Below are 22,661 nucleotides of genomic sequence, written 5' to 3' on the forward strand. Positions count from 1 at the left end.
ATGTTCACCTGCATGAGAAAACAGACTCTCAGTGTAGCCAGCTTTTTCCCCGCTTGACCAGATGTTGTTGGCGGCGAAAGCGAGCGGGGATGCGCCTTGCATCAAGCCGACGCCTTCTTTAGACTAGCCGCGCCCTGTCTTTCTGGAAGCCCACTCATGTCTTATCAATGCCCCCTGTGTCATCAACCGCTGCATTTTTCATCACAACACTGGCGTTGTGACGGCAATCATCAGTTCGATCAAGCCAAAGAAGGTTACGTGAATCTGCTGCCGGTGCAGCACAAACGATCGAAGCAGCCGGGAGACAGCGCGGAAATGATGCAGGCACGGCGCGCGTTTCTCGACGGTGGATATTATCAGCCGTTGCAAGCGCAGGTAGCCGAGTGGCTGGATTCGGCGCTGGCGGCCGATGCAGGCGCGTTATTGGACATAGGCTGTGGGGAAGGGTACTACACCGCCGCCGTGGCCGCACGGCTGGCACAGAAGCGCAATATGACGGTCTATGGGCTGGACGTCGCCAAGGTGGCGATCCGTTATGGCGCCAAACGTTATCCGGCGGTCTCGTTCTGCGTCGCCTCCAGTCACCGTTTGCCGTTCGCCGACGGGGCGCTGGACGCGGTCTTGCGCATTTATGCGCCTTGCAAGGCGGAGGAGCTGGCGCGGGTAGTGAAACCGGGCGGCGTGGTGCTGACGGTGTCGCCGGGCCCGCGTCATCTGTACCAGCTGAAAGAGCAGGTGTACCAGCAGGTGCAGCTGCATGCCGAACAGGATGAACAGTTCGACGGATTCGACTGCGAGCGCAAAGAGGCGCTGGCCTATACGATGACCCTACCGGGCGCGCAGGCCGCCAATCTGCTGCAGATGACGCCGTTCGCCTGGCGCGCTACGCCGGAGGTGCAACAGCGGTTGGCCGAGGGCGGCGAGTTTGTGTGCGAGACGGATTTCGTGTTGGCGTTGTACCGACGTCGCGCTTAAGGGGCCTGGAACTCAGAAACAAAAAAACCTGCCGCGGCAGGTTTTTTTTGCAGTTCGGTCGCCTCAGGCCAGGTAGCCGAGGTGCTCCAGCAGGATGTTGACGCCGATGCCGATCAACACCACGCCGCCGAGGATTTCGGCGCGTTTGCCCAGCAGCGGGCCGATAAAGCGGCCGATCATCATGCCCAACGTTGCCATGATCATGGTGGCGCAGCCGATGGCCATTGCGGTGTGCACGATGTTCACCTGAAGGAAGGCCAGACCGACGCCGATCGCCATGGCGTCCAGGCTGGTCGCGATAGCGGTGGCCACCAATATCCAGAAGCCGTGGCGTTTGACCTTCTCTTCTTCGTCGGGCCTGTTGCGCACCCCTTCGACAATCATGCGCATGCCGAGAATGAACAGCAGCGAGAAGGCGACCCAGTGATCCCATTCCATGATGTATTGGCTGGCGAACAGGCCGATGGCCCAACCGATGAGCGGGGTGATTGCTTCGACCACGCCGAAGATCAGACCGGTGCGGATCGCTTCGCGGAAACGGGGCTGATGCAGACTGGCGCCTTTGCCGATAGAAGCGGCGAACGCATCCATGGACATGCCGAAAGCGAGAATAAGCGTTGCTGAAAGGTTCATGTGAAATAGCCTCGGCCGGGTGGCTCCATATACACGTAACCCACCCCCAACCAAACGACGGAGTTACGTGTCTATGGTCTCGCCAACCTTACCTGGCTGCCCGCACCACGTTTCATACGGCGAAACGAGTATGTTGATACGGGCGTTTCTGGCGTTTTATTCTCCAGAAACCGGCTACTCCCCAATGACGGCGCAACCATACCATATTATTTCCGGTACCGACAACTTTATTCTGGCGCGATTTTTGTTCTTAATTGAGACTCGTTTTCATTAATCTGAGTTCATATGGGAATATAATGTAGACGCGGGTAACAATGTTGCAGAAATAATAGTCAGAAATGAAATGGCGCTGCCGATTAATTATCCACAGACAGCGCAAGGTTTGAGCGAGGATAAAATTAATTTTCCTTTATTTATTGATTATCAACGAAAAAGTTGTATATCTTCTCCAGGTCATCCAGGTGCGTCACCTGAACCAACAGCCGGCGCTGCTCCAGGTCGATGGCCAGAATGCCGTCCTCCGATAAATTCATGGCTTTAATGCGGTTATATTCGACAAAAACATTGGCGAAGAAAAAACCGTGCGCTTTAAACACCATTTTGGGCGAGCGGATATAAGCAATATAGATGGCGAGCAGCGCCAAAGAAATAAGCAGATAAGTGGTTAATAGCGCGCCGTTGGCGGTGACGTTACGGTAAATCAGAATGGCGATCAGGCCGACGAAAATCAGGCTGTCGAGGCGGTTGCGGCGTTTGAGCGGCACTTTGAGCCGCGTTTTGCCTTTCAGCAGATCCATGCCGAATTCGTCGTACAGCGAATACAGCAACAGCAGGGCGATAAACAGCATCAGTACGGCGTCGGTCAGTGACATCTCTTGCTCCACACATAAAAAAGCCGGGGGTTGCCCCCCGGCCGTTTCGAACGATTACAGGCCCAGCAGGCCAATCCAATAGCCAAAGATACCGATGACGAAGAAGCCGATGATGATCCACAGCGCATTGACTTTTTTACGCAGCAGCCACATACAGGCGAAGGTCAACAGCAGCGGCACCAGGCCCGGCATCAGCTGGTCGAGGATGGTCTGCACCGTGGTGACGTTGGTATGTCCGGTCTGGTCGGTGATCTTGGACACCACCAGCGGGATATTCACGTGCGTCCACTTGTTGACCAACGCGCCCATGACAAACAGGCCGAGAATGGACGCCCCTTCCGTCAGTTTCTGCAGGAAGCCGCCGCCCATGTCGTTGACGATGTCCACCCCTTTACGGTAACCGTAGGCCACGCCGTAATAGCGGGTCAGCAGGCGCACCAGGTTGAACAGCACGAAGAACAGGATCGGTCCGAGCAGGCTGCCGCTCATGGCGATGCCCGCCCCAAGCGCGGCGAATACCGGCCGCACGGTGCCCCAGAAGATCGGGTCACCGACGCCCGCCAGCGGCCCCATCAAACCAACCTTGATGCCGTTGATTGCGGCGTCGTCGATCGGTGCGCCGTTGGCGCGTTGCTCTTCCATCGCCATGGTCACGCCGAGTACCGGCGCCGCCACATAAGGGTGGGTGTTGAAGAACTCAAGGTGGCGCTTGATCGCCTGTTTGCGATCGTCATTGTTTTCCGGATACAGGCGACGGATCACCGGCACCATCGAGAAGCAAAAACCCAGCGCCTGCATGCGTTCGAAGTTCCATGAACCCTGGAACAGGTTCGAACGCAGGAATACGCCGCGAATATCGGCCGGCGTGAGTTTCTTTTGAGCAGTTGTATCAACCATTTCTCTCACCTATTCCTAGTCGAGTTCGTTATCGAGATCGTTCGCGTTAGCCGGGCCGGCCTGGACAACCTGAGACTTGTTGTATTTCGGGCTGAGCTGGATATACAGCACGGCCATCACCACGCCGATGACGCCGAGCGCCACCAGGTTGAAGTTGGTGAAGGCGGCGGTAACGAAACCGAGATAGAAGAACGGCATCAGGTAGCCGGCGCGCATCATGTTAATCACCATCGCGTAACCGACCACCACGATCATGCCTCCGGCGATGTTCAGGCCGCTGGTGACCACTTCCGGGATCGAGTTGAGCAGGGCGTGCACCCCGGCGGTGCCTACCGAGATGGCGACGATGACCGCCGGGATGGCGATACGCATTGCCTGCAGCAGCAGGGCGCCGACATGGATCCAGCTGATGGCGCGCAGGCTGCCGCGCTCCGCCGCGCTGTCCGCCGCGTGCTGGAAGGCCACGGTGAGGGTTCGCACGATGATGGTTAACACCTGGCCGGCCGCCGCCAGCGGAATGGCCAGGGCGATACCGGCGCCGACGCTTTGCCCGCCGGCGATGACCAGGATGGTCGAGATGATGGACGCCAGGGCGGCATCCGGCGCGACCGCCGCGCCGATGTTCATCCAGCCGAGGGCGATCATTTCCAGCGTACCGCCGATGATGATGCCGGTTTTCATATCGCCGAGAATGAAGCCGATCAGGGTACAGGCGACCAGCGGACGGTGGAACTGGAACTCGTCGAGGACGGAACCCATCCCGGCGATACAGGCAACGATAAATATCAGCACAATCTGAAGAGTGGTGATCTCCATTGCACTTCTCCTATGACCAAAAAAGCTCTGAGTAAAATAATCAGCGGCTGGCGCCACTAATTGAGTTTGTTAATCAGGTCCATCATTTTTAGCCGGCTGTCGGACGAGACCTTACGCACCTCCAGCTCGATACCGCGATCGTTCAGTTTCTTAAACGCTTCGATATCTTTTTCATCGACGGAAACGGCGTTGTTCACCTGGGTTTTCCCCTGGCGGAACGCCATGCCGCCGATATTGACGGATTGAATATCCACGCCGCCTTCCACCAGACGCCAGACGTCGGTCGGATTGGTAAACAGCAGCATCACGCGGTCATTGGCGTATTTCGGGTTGTTCCACACGCGGATGGCCTTCGCCACGTCCACCACGTGGGCGGTGACGCCCGGCGGGGCAACCTGGGTCAGCAGAGTTTTTCGCACATGATCGGCGGCGACTTCATCGCTGACGACGATAATGCGGCTGACGTTGGTCTCTTTGGTCCAGCGGGTGGCGACCTGGCCGTGAATCAAGCGGTCATCGATGCGCGCCAGGCCGATTTTCATGTGGTCGTTCGGCCCCAGCGGCGCCTGAGGGGCAGCGGCTTTGGCGACGGGCGCCGCGGGTTTTGCGGGTTCTTCCTGCGGTTTTTTCAGCGCTTTCACGCCTTCTCGGCCGGTTTCCAACGCCAGCGCCACCAGTTCATCGAAAGCGGGGTTGTCGTCCCGCGCCATGAAGGTTTCCACCAGCATCGGGATGTTGACCCCGGTGACGACCTCATAGTTTTCTTTGTCGACCGCAATGCGGCTGGCGGCGTTGAACGGGCTGCCGCCCCAGGTATCCACCAGGAACAGCACGCCGCCGCTGGTATCCAACCCACTGATTTTTTCGTTGTATTTGACGATTAACGTTTCGGCATTCTCACCGGGAACGAAGTCTATAAAGGCGACGTTGTCCTGCTCGCCCAATAGCATCTCCGCCGTTTTCAGCAGTTGTTCCGCTGCAGCCCCGTGTGTGCCGATGATAATAGCTATTGCCACTCGCTACCTCCTCGTTGAACTCCAGGCGCGGCTTGTGTCGTTTCTCCGCGCCGTCTTGGCAGTCACTTCCGCAGTTCAGATACATTATGGTAGAAAAAAAGAAACGCACGCCTAACATTTCTCACGCAGTATCAAATGCCTGTGCGTGATACTTCACGAACGCGAGATTTATTTTAGTGAGTGAAAAAATATTTTTTGTGACGCTGCTCCGCTATTGAATGCTCGGAGAAATCTTAGCTGTCGCAGACGATATGGCGTGGCGTCACCCTAAACCGCCGTTGAAAAAGCCGCTTTGTCCCCCAGAAAAATCCTGATACAGTAATTTCCTCTTTCATCACTAAGGAGTGAAGGGCCTCAGCCCTCCCTATGGACTGTCACCGAAGTAACTGTTTTTCCAGGTTTCACCCGCCACCTGCTGGCGTTGCATATGTTGTTCGGCCCTTCGGCCATCTCCCGGTAATCCCATCCCGTCACTTTGCTATTGTCGACTGCGCCCATGCAGCGGCGGCATCGTCACGTCTGAGCGGCGTGCGCTCATTCCCACTTTTCTCTGGAGTCTGATATGGAATTTTTAATGGACCCCTCTATTTGGGCGGGGTTGCTTACGCTGGTGGTGCTGGAAATCGTGCTGGGCATCGACAACCTGGTATTCATCGCCATTTTGGCCGACAAACTGCCGCCTAAGCAGCGCGATAAGGCGCGCATCATCGGCCTGTCGCTGGCATTGCTGATGCGTTTGGGTCTGCTGTCGGTGATCTCCTGGATGGTAACCCTGACCACGCCGCTGTTCAGCGTCGGCGATTTCAGCTTCTCCGGCCGCGATCTTATCCTGCTGTTCGGCGGGGTATTCCTGCTGTTCAAGGCCACCATGGAGCTGCATGAACGGCTGGAAGGGCAGACGCACCAGGATGGCGCCAACCGCGGTTACGCCAAGTTCTGGGCGGTGGTGGTGCAAATCGTGATCCTTGACGCGGTGTTCTCGCTTGATGCGGTGATCACCGCCGTGGGCATGGTGAACGATCTGCCGGTGATGATGGCGGCGGTGGTGATCGCGATGGCGGTGATGCTGCTGGCATCCAAGCCGTTGACCAACTTCGTCAACGCGCACCCGACCATTGTGGTGCTGTGCCTGAGCTTCCTGTTGATGATCGGTCTGAGCCTGATCGCCGAAGGCTTCGGCTTGCATATTCCTAAAGGCTATCTGTACGCCGCGATCGGCTTCTCGATCCTGATTGAATTGTTCAACCAGATCGCGCGCCGCAACTTTATCAAGCATCAGGCGCGTCGCCCGATGCGCGAGCGCACCGCGGAAGCGATCATGCGCCTGATGGGGCAGCAGCGCGCACAGCAGCCTGACGACGCGGTGGCGTTGCCGAGGGATGAAACCTTTGCGGCGGAAGAGCGTTATATGATCAGCGGTGTGCTGACGCTGGCCTCGCGCTCATTGCGCAGCGTGATGACGCCGCGCACTGACATCTCCTGGGTCGACTGCGAGCGCTCCCGTGAGGAGGTGCGTGCACAGTTGCTGGATACGCCGCACAGCCTGTTCCCGGTGTGTCGCGACTCTGTGGATGAGATCGTCGGCGTGGTACGCGCCAAGGATCTGCTGGTGGCGCTGGAGCAAGGGGAAGATATCGCCGAGTTTGCCGCCCGCACGCCGCCGATCGTGGTGCCGGAAACCATGGATGTCATCAAGCTGCTGGCGGTGCTGCGCCGCGCCAAAGGGCGCCTGGTGGTGGTCACCAACGAGTTCGGCGTGGTGCAGGGGCTGGTGACGCCGCTGGATGTGCTGGAAGCGATTGCCGGCGAGTTCCCGGACGAAGATGAAACGCCGGACATCGTGGCGGAAGGCGACGGCTGGCTGGTCAAAGGCGGGACCGACCTGCACTCGCTGGAACAGGCGCTGGCCTGCGATGACCTGGTCAGCCCAACCGCAGACTACGCCACTCTGGCGGGGCTGCTGTTAGCCCACTACGGCCAGATGCCGGTAGTGGGGGACACCATTGAACTGAACCACCTGCGTTTCGATATCGTCGAGGTCTCCGACTATCGCATCGAGTTGGTGCGTGTCACCCGCGTCGTCTTCGACGAACCGGCGCATTCGTAACCCACCCGCCGGAGGCTCAGGCCTCCGGCGTATTCTCTTCTGTTTTCCTGACGCGCGATTCGTACTGCTGCAACCACAGCGGGAAAACGTGGATCGGCATCGGCTTGGCGAAATAATACCCCTGCAGGGCATTGACCTCACGCGAGCGCAGATAGTCGGCCTGTTCCGCCGTTTCTACCCCTTCAGCCACCAGCTTCAGCTTCAGCCGCTGCGCCAGCGTAATGATGGTATCGGTCACCGTGGCGTTGACCGCGTCGGTACCGATGGCCGCGGTAAACCCGCGGTCGATCTTTAACACGTCCGGGCTAAGGTTCTTCAGGTAGCTCAGCGAGCTGTGGCCGGTGCCGAAATCGTCGATGGCCAGCATGATCCCCATGTCTTTCAGCGTCCGGATCTGGTCATGCTGGATCGCCGACAGCGCGGTGCGTTCGGTCAGCTCCAGCATCAGTGACGGCATCGGATGCGCCGGCAGCCAAATCCGGCGGATATCGTCGATGATGTTGAGCGTTTTAAAGTGTTCGGCGGCGACGTTGATGCTGATGTAGAACGACGGTCGCGGCGGGAACAGCTGCAGATTTTCCGTCACGGTGTTCATCAGATAACGGGTCAGCGGAATGATCAGCTCATGCTGCTCGGCCAGCGGAATAAACACGTCGGGGGAGATCCACCCTTGCCGCTTCTTTTTCCAGCGCAGCAGCATCTCGACGCCGGCGCAGCGCCCGGTGTCGCTATGGATGATGGGCTGGCAATAGACGCGGAACTCGCGATGGGTGATGGCATGGCCGATGTGATAAGACAGGCTCATGCGGTTAGCGGTGAGCAGATAGACCACATAGGCGGCCAACAGGCTGATCAGCAGCGCCAGCGGGATATGGCGCGGCAGTGCGGAAAGCGCCAGCATGCCGATCTGCGGGCCGAACAGCGAAATCGAGAACGGGTATAGCGCAGAGCCGGCGGTGTAGCGCAGATCGTTGGTCAGGGTGTCACGGCTCAGGATTTCGCGTCGGCCGTATTCCAGGCTGCTGTCAGCCACGTTCAGCACCACGCGCTGAACGTAAGGCTCCTGCGGCTCGAGTAAAAAGTTGGACAGCAGCTCGATATTAAACACGTGCAGCACGCCGCTGGTTTTATCGTGGGGGGATGGCGTCCACATCACCAGCGTGGGCAGGCCTTTGCTCACCGCCAGCGAGGGGCGCAGCGCCAGCCTGGCGCTGCTGTTGACGAAGGTCGGCATTACCGCGGCCAGCTGATAATGACGGGAACCAAACAGGCTGGAGCAGTAAATAATGCCGTTTTTTACCAGCAACATGGCGCGTAGCGCCTGATTCTGCGCGGCGCGAAAGCGCAGGGTCGACGAAACGTTCTCGCAGGGCTGGTCCAGCATGTCCATGCTGCGCTCCGCCTGCAGCTGAGCCGGCGTCAACAACTGGTTGAGCTTGCCGACGGTGCGGGTGGCCAATGTCTGTTGGCTCAGCTCGATACTTTTGACCTCTTGATAGTAACGGGTATACAGCGATACCAACAGAATAGCCGCGCCCACCGCTCCGGCCAGCAGCCAACGGTAATAACGATATCGGGACGCGGCGAGGTGGGTCATCAACATCCGGTAAATCCTTGTTCGGTAATCCAGCCCCGAGTCACGGTCAGGTCATAGATCCTTAAGTTGCGCTCGGCTAATTCTAGCCTGAGGTTATACAAGATTGATGGTAACTCAGTAAATTATTTCGATTTGGCAAAACAGAAGGTCAATTTGCAGGCTAACCACCGGATCGATGAGAGAAATGCAGGATTTTTTCTGGTGACATTGTCACAAAAAGCGGCCAGTGAATTGATTACCCATAAAAAACCCCGCCGGGTGGCGGGGTTGTCTGTCAGTCGCATTGCACCTTGATTGCCAGGCCGCCGCGTGACGTTTCGCGGTACTTGGCGTTCATGTCTTTGCCGGTTTCGTACATGGTCTCGATCACCTTATCCAGCGAAACGCGCGGCTCGCTGGTGCGGCGCAGGGCCATGCGGGCGGCGTTGATCGCCTTGACCGAGGCGATGGCGTTGCGCTCGATGCACGGCACCTGCACCTGGCCGGCGACCGGGTCACAGGTCAGACCCAGGTTGTGTTCCATGCCGATCTCCGCCGCCACACAGACCTGCTCAGGGCTGCCGCCCAGCAGTTCGGCCAGACCGGCCGCCGCCATGGAGCAGGCAACGCCGACTTCACCCTGGCAACCGACTTCGGCGCCGGAGATGGAGGCGTTCATCTTGTACAACGCGCCGATCGCACCCGCCGCCATAAAGTAGCGGATGTAGATATCCGGGCTGACGGACTCGATGAAGTGATCGTAGTAAGCCAGCACCGCAGGCACGATGCCGCAGGCGCCGTTGGTCGGCGCAGTGACCACGCGGCCGCCGGCGGCGTTTTCTTCGTTAACCGCCAGCGCGAACATGTTGACCCAGTCGATCACGTTCATCGGATCGCTGGACAGTTTGTCCGACGCCACCAGCATGCGTCGCAGCGCGGAGGCCCGGCGCGGTACGCGCAGCGGCCCCGGCAGTACGCCTTCGGTGTTCAGACCGCGGTCGATACAGGCGCGCATGGTTTGCCAGACGTTGCCGAAGTAGGTCTCGATCTCTTGCTTACTGTGCAGCGCCAGTTCGTTCTGCATCACCATGCCGGACAGCGACAGGCCGGTCTCGCGGCAGTGGTCGAGCATTTCGCGCGCGGAGTTGAACGGATATGGCATTTGCAGTTCTTGCTCGGCGGCCTTGCCGAAATTCTCCTCGTCGACGATGAAACCGCCGCCGATAGAGTAATAGGTCTTGCTGTACACTTCTTTATCGCCGGCGAAGGCGTGGATCTGCATGCCGTTTTCGTGCAGCGGCAGGTTGTCGCTGCGGAAGACCATGCCGCCGTCGCGTGGGAAATCGACTTCATGCAGGCCGTTGGCCAGCATCAGGCGTTGACGTTGTTCTACATCGCGAATAAAACCCGGAATGCTATCGATATCGACGGTGTCCGGCATGTTGCCGGCCAGGCCGAGAATGATGGCGATATCGGTATGGTGACCTTTGCCGGTCAATGAGAGTGAGCCGTAAACGTCTACGGCAACACGCGTGATAGAAGGCATCAGGCCTTTATTTACCAGATCGTCGACAAACTGTTTGCCGGCTTTCATCGGTCCAACCGTATGAGAGCTGGACGGGCCGATGCCGATCTTAAACATGTCGAAAACGCTAATCACGCTAAAACTCCTTAAAGAGACGTATTGTTATGGCTGCGGCGGTCAAAAACCGCGCAGGGAACAGCGATATTGTAAAAGGGCCGTGCGGGTTCGGCTGCCTTTTTCGCATGAAATTAAATAATCCGTGGTGTCGCTTTTTTTACTGATTACCCGGGGCGAACCCTTGTGCGGGGTATCCGCTTTCGCCCAAGCTCCATTAGCGGTAATCGCGCCAGCTTTCCGTGCTGAACGCCGCCGGCTTAATCCCTGTTTCTACAGTGGTTTATCTCGGACGGTGGTATTTTACAGGTATTTCGTAAGGTTTAAGAGAGGGTTTACAGTTTTTTTAAAACCATTCAAACGGAACGGTAGTTGAAAAAGCGATCAAATGAAGTGATAGCGATCGCTTTACCCGCCGCGGAGGTCGGCAACCGTGCCAGATTGCGAGTCAGATCACGTAATGCGGGCTAAATACTGACCTGTTGCGCCAGGCGCCGAATGATAGCGGCGGTCAGCCCCCAGATAAACTGGCTGTGATACCAGGAGAGGTAGATGCGGTGCGTATGGCCGGCGCGATGAATATCCAGCGGATAGTAACGCGACAGGGTCAGCGCTTCCCGCAGGGGCATCTCGAACACGTCCGCCACTTCGCCTTCATTGGCGTGGAACTGCACGTCCGGCGGGATGAGGCCGACGATAGGGGTAACCTGAAATCCGGTGCTGCTGTCGAGCGGCGCCATTTGGCCGAGGACAGTCACCGCCTGCGGCGGTATCGCCACTTCTTCCTGCGCTTCTCGCAGCGCCGTGACGATCGCCGATCCGTCTTCGGCGTCGGTTTTGCCGCCGGGGAAGGCCACTTGACCGGCATGTTTGCGCAGCGAGTCGGCACGGCGGGTCAACAGCAGCGTCGGCTCGGCGCGGCAGACGATCGGAATCAGCACCGCCGCCGGGCGCACATGGTGCGAAATCTGCGTCGCCTGTGGCAGCTGCAGTTGAAAACGGCTGATAAAGGCGTGCAGTGAGGCCGGTGAGTTCGATGGGATCACGACAGGGCATACTCCCCTAGCTGCGGCAAAATGCGGCCGACCTTGTCGAAGGTCTCCTGGTATTCCGCCTGTTCCTGGCTGTCCGCCACGATGCCGCCGCCGGCGGAGCAGTGGATGCGACCGTTTTCGGTGACGAGCGTGCGAATGGTGATATTGGTGTCCATGGTGCCGCAGGCGCTCAGGTAACCGATGCTGCCGCAATAGGCATTGCGGCGCTGCGGCTCCAACTCTTCGATGATTTCCATCGCGCGCACCTTGGGCGCGCCGGTGATCGAACCGCCGGGGAAGCAGGCGCGCAGCAGTTCGGCCGCCGAGGTATGGTTTGGCAGGGTCGCGGTGATGGTGCTCACCAGGTGATGCACGGCGGGGAACGGCTCCACGGCGAACAGTTCCGGCACCCGTACGCTGCCAGGCTGGGCGACGCGGCCGATATCGTTGCGCAGCAGATCGACGATCATCAGATTTTCAGCGCGATCCTTGGGTGAATCGGCCAAACGGCGAGCCTGCGCGGCGTCCTGTTCCGCGTCCGCCAGCCGCGGCAGCGTGCCCTTGATCGGGCGGGTTTGGATACGCTGCTGCTCCAGCCACAGGAAGCGCTCGGGAGAGACGCTCAGTACGCTGTTGTGCGGCAAGCGCAGGAAGGCCGAGAACGGCGCGCGGTTGCAGGCGCTCAGGCGGCAGAACGCCTGCCATTCATCCCCCTGATAGTCGGCGGAGAATCGTTGTGCCAGATTAATTTGGTAACAGTCGCCGCTGCGCAGGTAGTGCTGAATACGTTGGAATTTCTCGCCGTATTGTCGCCGGCTCATATTGGCGCGCCAGTCGCTCAGCAGCGTGAAAGGGCGTTCTGTAGGTGCGGTTTGGCTATTGAGCCAGCGCCAGCGCTGCTCCACATCGCCATAGCTGAGCAGCGTCAGGGTTTGCAATTGGTGGTCGGCGATCGCTGCCCAGTCATAAATGCCCACTGCCATATCCGGCAAAGCGAGGTCGGCTTCGGCCAACTGCGGCAGGGTTTCCACCCGGCGCCCAAGATCGTAGCCGAACAGTCCCAGAGCTCCGCCCTGAAACGGCAGGTCCGGATTAAACGCCGGCTGCCAGCCTTGCGCCGCCAGTTGCTGCTGCAGCAAGGAGAACGGATCTTCCTGCGACTGAATGGTGACGCCGTCACTTTTGATTTGCGTGTCGGCACCCCGGGTGGTGAGTGTCACGCGCGGTTGTGCGACCAGGATATCGAAGCGGTTGTGCGAATGGTCGGCAAAGCCCGAATGCAGCAGCATCGCCCAAGGCTGCGATGAAAGCGGGGCGAAAAGCGTCATCAGGGCACGGCGGCTGTAGGGCAAAGATTTTATGTTTGGGGCGGTTACGCTCATGAACGTCAATAAACCTGGCTGTGAGGACGGCGATATCTGGCGGCTAGTGTGCCATAGACAGCCACGTCATGCATGTTTTGCCATGCACGACATGAAGCACAGTTCACATAAACAGCAGCTCAACAAACCTTAAATAAGGCATTTTTTGCGCCATTGATTATACTTCGATATGTTAAAAATTTAACGTCAAATGCACTGGAAGCCTATTCATCGAGGGCGCAATACCCGAGAAATATAAAAAAAGATTCGTTAATTTCATAAATTTATTATTTCTGCTTGTTATTAGAAGCGGGGGAGATGTTGCTATGCCCGATTTTAGCAACGTCGCCGCCTTTTAGAATTAATGGCTTAATTACTCAGCGCTTTTCTGGCGCGGGTTTGAGAAAGAAAGGCCAGTTCGGTTCCATTAGCCAGCGCGGGAATTTGCAGTGTTTCACGCCTATCCCAAGCCTACGCAGGCCGAATGAGTCTTTTAGAAAAATAAAATTATTATTTTGTTACATTATCATTGAAGAGCTGACTATGTCGTTAATGCTGAGCGTGATCGTCCCGATGCACAATGCGGGGGAATTATTGGAGCCTTTCCTGGCCTCGCTGCTGGCCCAGCGCGAGCAACGGTTGGAGGTGATCATCGTCAACGATGGTTCCACTGACGGTTCAGGAGAGATCGCGCACCGTTACGCGGCGGTACATCCGCATATTCGTGTGATCGATCAGGCCAATGCCGGCGTTTCTAACGCGCGTAATGCCGGGCTTGCCGTTGCCCAAGGCAAATATGTGGCGTTTCCCGATGCCGACGACTTGCTGGCGCCGGAGATGTATTCCACGCTGCTGGAACAGGCGGAAAAACACCAATTAGACGTGATGCAATGTAATGGCGAGCGCTATTTCACCAGCCAAGATGAATTGCAGCCGATTTTTCCCGAGGCGCGTTTGCGTACCACCGATGTGATCAGTGGCGTGCAGTGGTTTGAACGTGCGCTGAAATCGCGAAAGTTTATTCACGTTGTATGGCTGGCAATATATCGCCTCGACTTTATTCGCCAGCATCGGCTTTATTTCGAGCCGGGGTTACATCACCAGGATATTCCCTGGACGACAGAAGTCATGTTTAATGCCAAACGGGTCAAATATTTAAGTACGCCGCTGTACCGTCAACGGGTGCACGACAAGTCGATCAGTAATCGTCGGCGCATCGGTAAGGCGAACGTGGAGTATCAACGCCACTATATGAAAATCGTCGACATGCTGGAGCGGCTCAACCAGCGCTATGCGGGCACTATCGTCATTCGTCCGGCTTTCCATTGGCAAATCACCCGCGAAGCGCTGGGCATTTGCCACAGCATTCGTCGCGAGCCGGAACCGGCCGCTCAGAGTCAGATCACCGAAGAGTTCTATCAGCGCGGTATCGACAGAGCGATGTTCGCCAATGCGCGCGGCCTGAAGCAGGGGTGGCATGTCATGCTGTGGCGGCATCGCCTGAAGCAGTGGCGCAACGATAACGGCTGTTCGCAACCGGCCTGACGCACCAGACGTTGGGATCCGCCGCGTTAGCGCGTATACTCCTTCTCCCTTTTGCCGGAGAGAACGACACATGCATGCAGGTATGCCATTACTGAATCACGCGGAGCAGCAGGAAGCGGCGGATCGCATCCATCAACTGATGGAGCAGGGCATGAGCAGCGGTGAGGCCATTGCTCGTGTTGCGCAGGAAATTCGCGAGAAGCATCAGGGTGCTCAGGTTGCGGTATTGTTCGATGACGAAGACGAGCAACATGAGGCCGCACCGGAGGCGTCGCGGGATGACGATGCTGAAGAAGACGAAGACTATTGACGTTATCGGGGCCGCGCAAGCGGCCCCGTGAGTATCAGCCGTTGACCGTCACGGCGGCGGCGGCTTGTTTCGCTTGCTCCACCGCCAGTTCCGTCGTGTTCGCCGTCGCCAGCGCTACGCCCAGACGACGTTGCCCGGCGATCTCCGGTTTGCCGAACAGGCGCAGCTGGTTGTGCCCGCGCAGCGCATTTTCCAGTCCGCTGAAACGCACATCGCTGCTGGTGAGCTGCGGCAGGATCACCGCCGAAGCGGAAGGGCCGAACTGGCGGATGGCGCCAATCGGCAACCCGAGAAACGCGCGAACGTGCAGGGCGAACTCGGACAGATCCTGTGAGATCAACGTAACCATGCCGGTATCGTGCGGCCGCGGAGACACTTCGCTGAAGATCACATCGTCGCCGCAGACGAACAGCTCCACGCCGAACAGGCCGAATCCGCCCAGGGCTTTCACCACCTTCTCCGCGATAGCCTGAGCACGGCTCAACGCCGTGGCTGACATGCGCTGCGGTTGCCAGGATTCGCGATAATCTCCGTCTTCCTGACGATGGCCGATCGGCTCGCAGAAATGTACGCCGTCCACGGCGCTGATGGTCAGCAACGTAATTTCAAAATCAAATCTTACCAACCCTTCGACGATCACCCGGCCGCCGCCGGCGCGTCCACCCTGTTGCGCGTAATCCCAGGCGCTTTGCAGCTGCTCAGGCGCGCGGATCAGGCTTTGCCCTTTGCCGGAAGAACTCATCACCGGTTTGACGATGCACGGGTAGCCGATGTGCTCGACCGCCTGCCGGAAAGCCGCTTCGCTGTCGGCAAAGCGATAGCTGGAGGTGGGCAGGCCAAGTTCTTCCGCCGCCAGACGGCGGATGCCTTCGCGGTTCATGGTCAGGCGCGTGGCTTCGGCGCAGGGCACCACGCGGTGGCCCTGACGTTCAAGTTCCACCAGCATGGCGGTGGCGATCGCTTCGATTTCGGGAACGATATAGTCCGGCCGCTCTTGTTCGATAACGGCTTTCAACGCGTCGCCGTCCAGCATATTGATGACGTGACTGCGGTGCGCCACATGCATGGCGGGGGCGTCGGCATAGCGATCGACGGCGATCACTTCCAGACCGAGGCGCTGGCATTCAATGGCGACTTCTTTACCCAGCTCCCCGGAGCCGAGCAACATAACGCGGGTGGCGGAAGGGCGCAGGGCGGTTCCAATCGTTAACATAGTTTCGTACCTGGATCGGTGAAAGTAAGCGGATTGATGATCGGCGGGCAGTATATACGAAAACGATTGCGTTCACAGCCACCGCGCCAGGTTTGTTGCTAACTTACTGTTTTTATAACAAGCAGAAATATTTGCCCTGCCTGGGCGATTGTGCGTTAATAAGCGACGGCGAAAGAAGGCCTATATATAGCAAGGTTTTCGCGTCTCGTGCCGTCAAGGCAGGTTTATCAAGTAAAGGAAACACAAATGAGCAAGATCACTGGTCACGTTAAATGGTTCAACGAAAGCAAAGGTTTCGGCTTCATCACGCCTGCCGACGGCTCTAAAGACGTTTTCGTTCATTTTTCCGCTATCGTTAGCGATGGTTTCAAGACCCTGGCTGAAGGCCAGCAGGTTGAATTCTCCATCCAGGACAGCCAACGTGGCCCAGCTGCAGCCAACGTCGTTGCGATTTAACGACTGAGCTGCCAAGAAACCCGCCGCCGGCGGGTTTTTTTATGCCCGCTGCCCGTAACGCCGCCCATCTCTGTTATCATTTACCGCTGATTCGGCGCCAACCTGCGGGCGCGCCGCCATTCCATTCGTCATATAAGAGTTATCGCCGTGAGCACAGTTTCTTTTTCTTCCCTGCCTCTGCCAGCCGAACAGTTGGCCAACCTCAACGAACTGGGGTACGCCAAAATGACGCCGGTGCAGGCCGCCGCGTTGCCCGCTATCCTGCAAGGGCGAGACGTGCGCGCCAAGGCGAAAACCGGCAGCGGCAAAACGGCGGCCTTCGGCATTGGCTTGCTGAATAACATCGTCGTTACTCAGGTTGCCACGCAGGCGCTGGTGCTCTGTCCCACCCGCGAGTTGGCCGATCAGGTAAGCAAAGAGCTGCGTCGCCTGGCGCGTTTCACGCAAAACATCAAAATTCTGACGCTGTGCGGTGGCCAACCGATGGGGCCGCAGCTCGACTCGCTGGTGCACGCGCCACACATCGTGGTGGGGACGCCGGGGCGCATTCAGGAGCATCTGCGCAAGAAAACGCTGCTGCTGGACGAGCTGAAGGTGTTGGTGCTGGATGAGGCCGACCGCATGTTGGATATGGGTTTCGCCGACGATATCGACGATGTGATCAGCTACACGCCGCCGCAGCGTCAGACGCTGTTGTTTTCCGCCACTTATCCGGCGGGCATCGAACGCATCAGCGAGCGTGTTCAGCGTCAGCCGCTGAGCGTCGAAGTGGACGATGACGAAGCGCAGACCGCTATCGAACAACGCTTTTATGAGACTACGCGCGAGCAGCGTCCGGCGCTCCTGGTGTCGGCCATTCGCTACCATCAACCCGCGTCCTGCGTGGTGTTTTGCAATACCAAGCGCGATTGTCAGACAGTGCTTGAGGCCCTGGAGGCCCGCGGCATCAGCGCGCTGGCGCTGCATGGCGATCTGGAGCAGCGCGACCGCGATCAGGTGTTGGTGCGCTTCGCCAATCGCAGTTGCCGAGTGTTGGTGGCGACCGACGTCGCCGCTCGCGGGCTGGACATCAAAGAGCTGGAGCTGGTGGTTAACTACGAACTGGCGTTCGATCCCGAAGTGCATGTGCACCGTATCGGCCGCACCGGCCGCGCCGGCATGAGCGGGCTGGCGATCAGCCTGTGCACGCCGCAGGAGATGGCGCGGGCGCATGCGATAGAAGACTACCTGCAGATGACCGTCGATTGGGCGCCGGTGTCCGAGCTGAGCGGGGCGGCCAACGGCTCGCTGGAGGCAGAGATGGTGACGCTGTGCATCGACGGCGGCCGCAAGGCGAAGATCCGTCCCGGTGATATCCTTGGCGCGCTGACCGGCGATGCCGGGCTGACGGCGGCGGAAGTGGGCAAAATCGACATGTTCCCGGTGCATGCCTACGTCGCGATCCGTAAAGCCAGCGCGCGCAAGGCGTTGCAACAGCTGCAACAGGGCAAAATCAAAGGCAAGAGCTGCATGGTGCGGCTGCTGAAATAAGCCGCAGGCGGGCGGCGGTTTGCCCTCCCGCCATTATCTATTTATACTGTATGTAATTACAGTTATTTGAGTATTTGAGGACGCACGCATGGCGGTTGAAGTTAAATATGTGGTGGTGAGAAACGGTGAGGAAAAAATGACTTTCGCGAGCAAGAAAGAAGCCGACGCCTACGACAAAATGCTGGATCTGGCGGATAACCTCGGAGAGTGGCTGCAACAGGCGCCGCTGAACCTGGACGACGAACAGCGCGAAGGGCTGAGCTTCTTCCTGGCAGAGAATAAAGATGCGCTGGGGCTGATTCTGCGCGGCGCTTCACCGGCGGAAACCCTCAAGAAACCGGCGGAAGCGAAAGCGAAAAAAGCGGCCTCTAACTCAAAAGAGGGATCTGCGTCAGAAAAGCAAGCGGCATAATGACTTATGTTGCGGTGTTGTGATGAAAAAGGATCTAAAATGAGCCGTGAAATAACTTTCTTCAGCCGCTTTGAGCAAGATATTCTGGCCGGGCGCAAAACCATCACCATTCGGGATGCCAGTGAGTCGCACTTCGAACCGGGCGAGGTATTGCGCGTAAGCCGCAATGAAGACGGCGTATTTTTCTGCTTTATCGAAGTGCTGTCGGTAACGCCGGTGCGCCTGGACGCGCTGACTGAACGCCACGCACAGCAGGAGAACATGTCGCTCGGCGAACTGAAGCAGGTGATCAAGGAAATCTATCCGGGCCTGGATTCGCTGTTTGTCATCGAGTTCGTCAAACGGTAAACCCTTTGCCGAAACCCTGTTGTGAGCCAGGGATGGGCGCCCGGATAGCGCTAATCACAACGGGAGGAGATATGAAAAAAACGGGTTTGGCTATCGCCTTGTTGGCCATGATGGGAGCATCGACTGCGGTGTGGGCGCAGGATCACGAGCAGCGCACCGCCAAGGTGGGGCAGTGTGCGGGTCTGCAGCCGGCGGATATCGCCGCCCAGGTCAAGCGCGACTTCTTGCAGAACCGCATCACGCGCTGGGAATCGGACAAAAAGCTGCTGGGCACCGCCACCCCGATCGCCTGGGTCAGCCCGGATGCCATCACCGGCAAGGATCAGGTATGGCAGGTGCCGTTGACGGTGCGTGGCACCAAGGCAGATAAAACCTACAACGTGACGCTCAACTGCAACACCGGCGAGATCGCCTACAGCGCGCCGCAGTAACGCTTTTTTGGCAATAAAAAGCCCGCCTGGCGGCGGGCTTGATGTCCCCAGACGGCGTCAGTCGCTGAACGGTATCACCAACTCACCCGGTTTCACTTCCAATCCCTTCGCCAGTTTTTTCGCCAGCGCTTCGGTTTTGCTGTTGTCAGGATTCAGCACATAAGCCGGTTTTTGGTCGAAGTAAGACTTCAGTGACTGGTTCAGATATGGCGTCAGCGCTTTCATCACCGTCTGCATTTTTTCCGGCTGCACGCTGTAATCGGTCAGTTCCATGTCTTTCAGGTAAATGGCGCCCTGTGCGCGGTCGTAAACCGGCTGCGCTTTCAGCGTCAGCTTCAGATCCGCCGCCTGCGGGCCGAGAATCGACGTGATGTTGACCTTGGCGTCGCCGGAAAGGGTGACTTTACCCGGCTCGCTGCGGCCGATCTGGCTTTGCAGCTGCGTCAGCACGATGTTGGCGTCCACCAGGCCGGGCACGCCGATCTGCTTCTGATAGTCGTTATGTTTCTGCAGGTAATCATTCACTTCCTGCTCGCTCAGGGTGTACTGGGTCAGTTGATTGCAACCGGCCAATACGCCGGCGAACAGCAGGGCGGCTGCGCCCATCAGGATCTTCTTCATTAATGCCTCATTGCGACTGCTGGCGAAAAGTGCTGCAGATAATTGATTAATCATTATAAACGTTCCGCCTGCGCGTGAAAACGGCAGGCGGCGATGTGCAGAGGATAGTGCGCGCAAAAACGGGCGACACCTATCGGATAACGCCGAAAGCGTCAGCGCCGCAATCGCAGCGCCAGGAGGATCACGCCGGCCAGGCAGGCCGCGGCCCCCAACAGCGGGAACAGCGGAATGCCCCACAACTGCAGTGAGGAGTGCATCAGATAAGGCGCCAGGCCCAGGGCGAAAGCGGCGGTGACAATGGCGATAGCCAGGGTGACGGCGGCGCGTTCCAGCGCTTTGCTCAACTGGCCGAGATTACTGACGTTGATATCGGCATTGAGCTGCCCGCGTTTTAGGCGGCGCACCAACAGCCGCAGGGTTTGCGGCAGTTCTTCCCCGGCGTCGAGCGCTTCCCCGCCCAGGGCCAATAACCGTTGGCGCACGGCGTCAGGGGCATAGCGTTGCAGCACCGTTTGTTGCAGCATCGGTTTGAGCGTGGCGACGATGTCGAAGGCAGGATCCAATCGGTGCAGCACGCCGTCGGCGGTGATTAACGCCTTGAACAGCAGCACCAGATCGGGCGGCAGCGCCAACTGGTGTTCACGCGCCATCACCAGCAGGTCGGTCAGAGCCTTGCCCAACGTCAGGGTGGCGGCGGCCTGTTTGTCGAGAAAGTTTTGCGCCGCCAGCTCCAGATCCATCAGATCCAGCGGTTCGCTGTCCGACCAGGCGATCAGCGTGTTGACGATGCCTTCGGACTGACGATCGGCAATGGCCTGCAGCAGCAGAAGCAACTGATTGCGCCGCCGCTCAGACAGTTGGCCCACCATGCCGAAGTCGATAAAGCCGACGCGGTCACCGCTCAGCGCCATGACGTTGCCGGGGTGAGGATCGGCGTGATACAACCGATGCTCCAGCACCATGCTCATAAAGGCGCGCGCGCCGCGTTGCGCCAGCAGTGGGCCGTCAAAGCCCGCCGCCGCCAATTGCTGAGGGTTCTCCGGCGCGGTGCCGGGCAAGTACTCCTGCACTAACAGGCGCGGAGACGACCATTGCCAATAGATTTTCGGCACGACCACATCGGGTTCATGCGCGAACATCCCGGCGACGCGATCGCAGTTATGCCCTTCGTGAGTCAAATCCAGCTCATGATTGAGCGCCGTCGCCAGCGCTCTGACCATCTGCCGCGGCCGATAGCGCGCCAACGCGGGGCTCTGCTGCTCCACGGTTTCCGCCAGCGAGGCCAGCAGCCGCAGATCGGCATGGATGGTTTTCGCCAGGCCGGGCCGCAGCACTTTCACCACCACCTGTTCGCCGTTGTGCAGGCGTGCGCGGTAGATTTGCGCCATCGACGCCGCCGCCAGCGGCGTGCGATCGAATTCGGCGAACTGCTGCTCTGGTTTGCCGCCCAGATCGGCGATGATTTGCGGCGCCAGCGTTTCCCATGGCAGCACCGTTGCCTGGCTGTGCAGGCGATCCAGTTCGTCGGTCCAGGCCGGATCCAGAAGATCAGAACGCGTGGCCAGGATCTGGCCGAATTTGACGAAGGTCGGGCCCAGCGCCTCGAGCGCTTCGCGCAGCCGCTCGGGCAGGGTTTGTGCGTCCTGTTGGACGGATCCTGCGCGGGCGCCGCGCAGCAAAGCCCCCAGGCCCAGCAGACGCAGAACGTCTTGCAGGCCGTAACGAATCAGAACTGAGGTAATTTCCTTCAGCCGCGCCCGATCGCGAGCGGTGGCGAGCACCATTTTCAGCATCAGTACGCCCTATCCTTTGGGTTATTCAAACGTTATTGTTCCATGTCCAGCAGCAACGGCACCTCGCTGCGCTGCGCCATGCGGTTGCGGTAGGTTTCCACGTTCTCCGGCAGCGCAACCCCGGCGACGATCGACAACGAGCGCAGCAGCGGGAACAGGTGGATATCGTCCTCGGACAGTTCGCCGTTTACCGCTTCGGCGGAGACGATCAGCGGGGACAGGGTTTGCAGATCGGCCTCCAGCTGGGCGATCAGATCGGCGCTGTTGGCGAGATGCTCGGCGAAATCACCGATTGACGCCTGCTTTTTATCGATAAAATAACGGCGGGCGCTGTCGGTGGCGAACTCTTCGAAATCGGCATGCGCAATACGCGGCAACAGCAATTTTGCGCTGTACCCGCCGACCCGCTGCAGCCACTCGGCAATGGCCGGGTTGGTGCGGCCGGTCAGCACCGGCTTGCCGTCCAGGTTATCGACATAGCGCACGATATCCAGGCTTTCCGGCATCGCTTCGCCGTTGTCTTTGACCAGGATAGGCACCATTTTTTGGCCGATCAGGTTGAACGGAGTCGTCTCATCGTCGTTGAGCAACGTGACCAGACGAATCGGCAGACGTTTCAGGCCAAAAATCATGCGGGCTTTAACGCAGAATGGGCAATGATCGTAAATGAACAGTTTCATGCTTGCTCCGGGTTGTCAGGTTTTAACAGCAATAGCTACCACAGCTTATCGAGGCTGTCTTGACGTGCGTGTGTTGGATGGTGCGTTATTGCGATATTGCCCGCGCACCGGCGCGGGCTAGGGGGCGTTATTTCTTGGCCGGTACCGAGTTGAGCACATCGATCAGGTGAATGCGAGCTTCTTCCAGGTCGATTTTGTCACGTTCGTTGGCGGCGGTGACGACCTGCAGCTGTTTGATAATATCGTTTTTCAGGCCGGCGTCGCTGGCGAGGATATGGGCCAGGGCCTTTTCCACCAGGGTGGAGCGCGCATAAATCATGCGCAAGTTCAGTATCATATGTTCGAGTAGTTGCGGTAATTTTGCTTCTTCGCTCATGCCGACGGGCTCCTGTGGGG

The 22,661-nt window shown here is 58.5% G+C and carries 23 protein-coding genes and 1 riboswitch; of the genes, 9 read left to right on the plus strand and 14 right to left on the minus strand.

Annotated features, from left to right (window positions below; translation table 11 throughout):
- Positions 1-156: 156 nt before the first annotated feature.
- On the plus strand, positions 157-975 hold the full coding sequence (gene rlmA, locus AC2CGI_RS05100; protein WP_076740751.1) for a 23S rRNA (guanine(745)-N(1))-methyltransferase: 819 nt from the start codon (positions 157-159) through the stop codon (positions 973-975).
- Between the two features lie 63 nt (positions 976-1,038).
- Here the strand turns inward: rlmA and mntP are convergent, their stop codons facing one another.
- The 5 genes from mntP to manX form a co-directional block, all read right to left on the minus strand.
- Entirely contained in the window at positions 1,039-1,608 is a 570-nt protein-coding gene (gene mntP, locus AC2CGI_RS05105; protein WP_004927615.1) for a manganese efflux pump MntP, read from the minus strand.
- 11 nt (positions 1,609-1,619) lie between these two features.
- A riboswitch (yybP-ykoY riboswitch) is annotated at positions 1,620-1,803 on the minus strand.
- Positions 1,804-2,021: 218 nt separating this feature from the next.
- Positions 2,022-2,480, minus strand: coding sequence for a DUF986 family protein (locus AC2CGI_RS05110; protein ID WP_004927610.1), 459 nt, complete (start codon positions 2,478-2,480; stop codon positions 2,022-2,024).
- 54 nt (positions 2,481-2,534) lie between these two features.
- A complete protein-coding gene (locus AC2CGI_RS05115; RefSeq protein ID WP_015378157.1) occupies positions 2,535-3,377 on the minus strand; it encodes a PTS mannose transporter subunit IID in 843 nt (280 codons plus the stop codon).
- Between the two features lie 15 nt (positions 3,378-3,392).
- Positions 3,393-4,193: a PTS mannose/fructose/sorbose transporter subunit IIC gene (locus AC2CGI_RS05120; protein WP_015378156.1), complete on the minus strand. Its 801-nt coding sequence runs from the start codon at positions 4,191-4,193 to the stop codon at positions 3,393-3,395.
- Positions 4,194-4,249: 56 nt separating this feature from the next.
- Positions 4,250-5,209 (minus strand): PTS mannose transporter subunit IIAB, encoded by a 960-nt coding sequence (gene manX / locus AC2CGI_RS05125; RefSeq protein ID WP_004927601.1) that lies wholly within the window; start codon positions 5,207-5,209, stop codon positions 4,250-4,252.
- A gap of 562 nt (positions 5,210-5,771) precedes the next feature.
- On the opposite strand from manX, the gene AC2CGI_RS05130 reads away from it, so the two are divergent.
- The gene (locus AC2CGI_RS05130) at positions 5,772-7,316 is read left to right on the plus strand and encodes a TerC family protein (RefSeq protein WP_015378155.1); all 1,545 of its coding nucleotides are present in this window, start codon (positions 5,772-5,774) and stop codon (positions 7,314-7,316) included.
- A 16-nt stretch (positions 7,317-7,332) separates the two neighbouring features.
- On the opposite strand, the gene AC2CGI_RS05135 is transcribed toward AC2CGI_RS05130, so the two are convergent.
- The 4 genes from AC2CGI_RS05135 to pabB form a co-directional block, all read right to left on the minus strand.
- Entirely contained in the window at positions 7,333-8,919 is a 1,587-nt protein-coding gene (locus tag AC2CGI_RS05135; protein WP_015378154.1) for an EAL domain-containing protein, read from the minus strand.
- A gap of 268 nt (positions 8,920-9,187) precedes the next feature.
- Positions 9,188-10,552: an L-serine ammonia-lyase gene (gene sdaA, locus AC2CGI_RS05140; protein WP_004927589.1), complete on the minus strand. Its 1,365-nt coding sequence runs from the start codon at positions 10,550-10,552 to the stop codon at positions 9,188-9,190.
- Between the two features lie 446 nt (positions 10,553-10,998).
- Positions 10,999-11,577, minus strand: a complete 579-nt coding sequence (locus tag AC2CGI_RS05145) for a CoA pyrophosphatase (RefSeq protein WP_004927587.1) — start codon at positions 11,575-11,577, stop codon at positions 10,999-11,001.
- Positions 11,574-12,947, minus strand: a complete 1,374-nt coding sequence (gene pabB, locus AC2CGI_RS05150) for an aminodeoxychorismate synthase component 1 (RefSeq protein WP_041922344.1) — start codon at positions 12,945-12,947, stop codon at positions 11,574-11,576. Before pabB ends, AC2CGI_RS05145 begins: the two co-directional genes overlap by 4 nt.
- Before the next feature lie 522 nt (positions 12,948-13,469).
- On the opposite strand from pabB, the gene AC2CGI_RS05155 reads away from it, so the two are divergent.
- Both AC2CGI_RS05155 and AC2CGI_RS05160 read left to right on the plus strand, forming a co-directional pair.
- Positions 13,470-14,471 carry a glycosyltransferase gene (locus AC2CGI_RS05155; RefSeq protein ID WP_015378152.1) on the plus strand — a complete coding sequence of 334 codons (1,002 nt, stop codon included), beginning with the start codon at positions 13,470-13,472 and terminating at the stop codon, positions 14,469-14,471.
- Between the two features lie 70 nt (positions 14,472-14,541).
- Positions 14,542-14,781: a YoaH family protein gene (locus tag AC2CGI_RS05160; protein ID WP_015378151.1), complete on the plus strand. Its 240-nt coding sequence runs from the start codon at positions 14,542-14,544 to the stop codon at positions 14,779-14,781.
- Between the two features lie 34 nt (positions 14,782-14,815).
- Here the strand turns inward: AC2CGI_RS05160 and purT are convergent, their stop codons facing one another.
- Positions 14,816-15,994 (minus strand): formate-dependent phosphoribosylglycinamide formyltransferase, encoded by a 1,179-nt coding sequence (gene purT / locus AC2CGI_RS05165; protein ID WP_004927575.1) that lies wholly within the window; start codon positions 15,992-15,994, stop codon positions 14,816-14,818.
- Positions 15,995-16,240: 246 nt separating this feature from the next.
- On the opposite strand from purT, the gene cspE reads away from it, so the two are divergent.
- The 5 genes from cspE (at position 16,241) to yebF (ending at position 19,171) form a co-directional block, all read left to right on the plus strand.
- Complete coding sequence (cspE, locus tag AC2CGI_RS05170; protein WP_004927572.1) at positions 16,241-16,450, plus strand: transcription antiterminator/RNA stability regulator CspE; 210 nt, start codon at positions 16,241-16,243, stop codon at positions 16,448-16,450.
- A gap of 147 nt (positions 16,451-16,597) precedes the next feature.
- Positions 16,598-17,980, plus strand: a complete 1,383-nt coding sequence (dbpA, locus tag AC2CGI_RS05175; RefSeq protein ID WP_141173978.1) for an ATP-dependent RNA helicase DbpA — start codon at positions 16,598-16,600, stop codon at positions 17,978-17,980.
- Between the two features lie 88 nt (positions 17,981-18,068).
- Positions 18,069-18,392 carry a YebG family protein gene (locus tag AC2CGI_RS05180; RefSeq protein WP_004927565.1) on the plus strand — a complete coding sequence of 108 codons (324 nt, stop codon included), beginning with the start codon at positions 18,069-18,071 and terminating at the stop codon, positions 18,390-18,392.
- Positions 18,393-18,431: 39 nt separating this feature from the next.
- The gene (gene yqfB, locus AC2CGI_RS05185; protein WP_021503892.1) at positions 18,432-18,740 is read left to right on the plus strand and encodes a N(4)-acetylcytidine aminohydrolase; all 309 of its coding nucleotides are present in this window, start codon (positions 18,432-18,434) and stop codon (positions 18,738-18,740) included.
- Between the two features lie 71 nt (positions 18,741-18,811).
- Positions 18,812-19,171, plus strand: coding sequence for a protein YebF (yebF, locus tag AC2CGI_RS05190; protein WP_076740752.1), 360 nt, complete (start codon positions 18,812-18,814; stop codon positions 19,169-19,171).
- Positions 19,172-19,228: 57 nt separating this feature from the next.
- Here the strand turns inward: yebF and AC2CGI_RS05195 are convergent, their stop codons facing one another.
- The 4 genes from AC2CGI_RS05195 to AC2CGI_RS05210 all read right to left on the minus strand — a co-directional run bounded on the left by AC2CGI_RS05195 (position 19,229) and on the right by AC2CGI_RS05210 (position 22,641).
- Positions 19,229-19,792: a lipoprotein gene (locus AC2CGI_RS05195; RefSeq protein ID WP_004927555.1), complete on the minus strand. Its 564-nt coding sequence runs from the start codon at positions 19,790-19,792 to the stop codon at positions 19,229-19,231.
- A 152-nt stretch (positions 19,793-19,944) separates the two neighbouring features.
- Positions 19,945-21,585: an ABC1 kinase family protein gene (locus AC2CGI_RS05200; protein WP_076740753.1), complete on the minus strand. Its 1,641-nt coding sequence runs from the start codon at positions 21,583-21,585 to the stop codon at positions 19,945-19,947.
- A gap of 32 nt (positions 21,586-21,617) precedes the next feature.
- Complete coding sequence (gene grxB, locus AC2CGI_RS05205) at positions 21,618-22,265, minus strand: glutaredoxin 2 (RefSeq protein WP_021503889.1); 648 nt, start codon at positions 22,263-22,265, stop codon at positions 21,618-21,620.
- Positions 22,266-22,392: 127 nt separating this feature from the next.
- Positions 22,393-22,641 carry a hypothetical protein gene (locus tag AC2CGI_RS05210; RefSeq protein WP_004929632.1) on the minus strand — a complete coding sequence of 83 codons (249 nt, stop codon included), beginning with the start codon at positions 22,639-22,641 and terminating at the stop codon, positions 22,393-22,395.
- Positions 22,642-22,661 lie beyond the last annotated feature (20 nt).

It is taken from the genome of Serratia sp. LSHTC3 (assembly GCF_057197125.1).

Bases quoted from the DNA above. Each gene is read 5' to 3' on its own strand.
- yqfB (WP_021503892.1), top strand. From the start codon at position 18,432: ATGAGCCGTGAAATAACTTTCTTCAGCCGCTTTGAGCAAGATATTCTG.
- rlmA (WP_076740751.1), top strand. From the start codon at position 157: ATGTCTTATCAATGCCCCCTGTGTCATCAACCGCTGCATTTTTCATCA.
- AC2CGI_RS05180 (WP_004927565.1), top strand. From the start codon at position 18,069: ATGGCGGTTGAAGTTAAATATGTGGTGGTGAGAAACGGTGAGGAAAAA.
- cspE (WP_004927572.1), top strand. From the start codon at position 16,241: ATGAGCAAGATCACTGGTCACGTTAAATGGTTCAACGAAAGCAAAGGT.
- yebF (WP_076740752.1), top strand. From the start codon at position 18,812: ATGAAAAAAACGGGTTTGGCTATCGCCTTGTTGGCCATGATGGGAGCA.
- AC2CGI_RS05155 (WP_015378152.1), top strand. From the start codon at position 13,470: ATGTCGTTAATGCTGAGCGTGATCGTCCCGATGCACAATGCGGGGGAA.
- AC2CGI_RS05110 (WP_004927610.1), bottom strand. From the start codon at position 2,480: ATGTCACTGACCGACGCCGTACTGATGCTGTTTATCGCCCTGCTGTTG.
- AC2CGI_RS05210 (WP_004929632.1), bottom strand. From the start codon at position 22,641: ATGAGCGAAGAAGCAAAATTACCGCAACTACTCGAACATATGATACTG.
- AC2CGI_RS05160 (WP_015378151.1), top strand. From the start codon at position 14,542: ATGCATGCAGGTATGCCATTACTGAATCACGCGGAGCAGCAGGAAGCG.
- purT (WP_004927575.1), bottom strand. From the start codon at position 15,994: ATGTTAACGATTGGAACCGCCCTGCGCCCTTCCGCCACCCGCGTTATG.
- AC2CGI_RS05135 (WP_015378154.1), bottom strand. From the start codon at position 8,919: ATGTTGATGACCCACCTCGCCGCGTCCCGATATCGTTATTACCGTTGG.
- AC2CGI_RS05115 (WP_015378157.1), bottom strand. From the start codon at position 3,377: ATGGTTGATACAACTGCTCAAAAGAAACTCACGCCGGCCGATATTCGC.
- AC2CGI_RS05130 (WP_015378155.1), top strand. From the start codon at position 5,772: ATGGAATTTTTAATGGACCCCTCTATTTGGGCGGGGTTGCTTACGCTG.
- pabB (WP_041922344.1), bottom strand. From the start codon at position 12,947: ATGAGCGTAACCGCCCCAAACATAAAATCTTTGCCCTACAGCCGCCGT.
- AC2CGI_RS05120 (WP_015378156.1), bottom strand. From the start codon at position 4,193: ATGGAGATCACCACTCTTCAGATTGTGCTGATATTTATCGTTGCCTGT.
- AC2CGI_RS05200 (WP_076740753.1), bottom strand. From the start codon at position 21,585: ATGCTGAAAATGGTGCTCGCCACCGCTCGCGATCGGGCGCGGCTGAAG.
- grxB (WP_021503889.1), bottom strand. From the start codon at position 22,265: ATGAAACTGTTCATTTACGATCATTGCCCATTCTGCGTTAAAGCCCGC.
- mntP (WP_004927615.1), bottom strand. From the start codon at position 1,608: ATGAACCTTTCAGCAACGCTTATTCTCGCTTTCGGCATGTCCATGGAT.
- AC2CGI_RS05195 (WP_004927555.1), bottom strand. From the start codon at position 19,792: ATGAAGAAGATCCTGATGGGCGCAGCCGCCCTGCTGTTCGCCGGCGTA.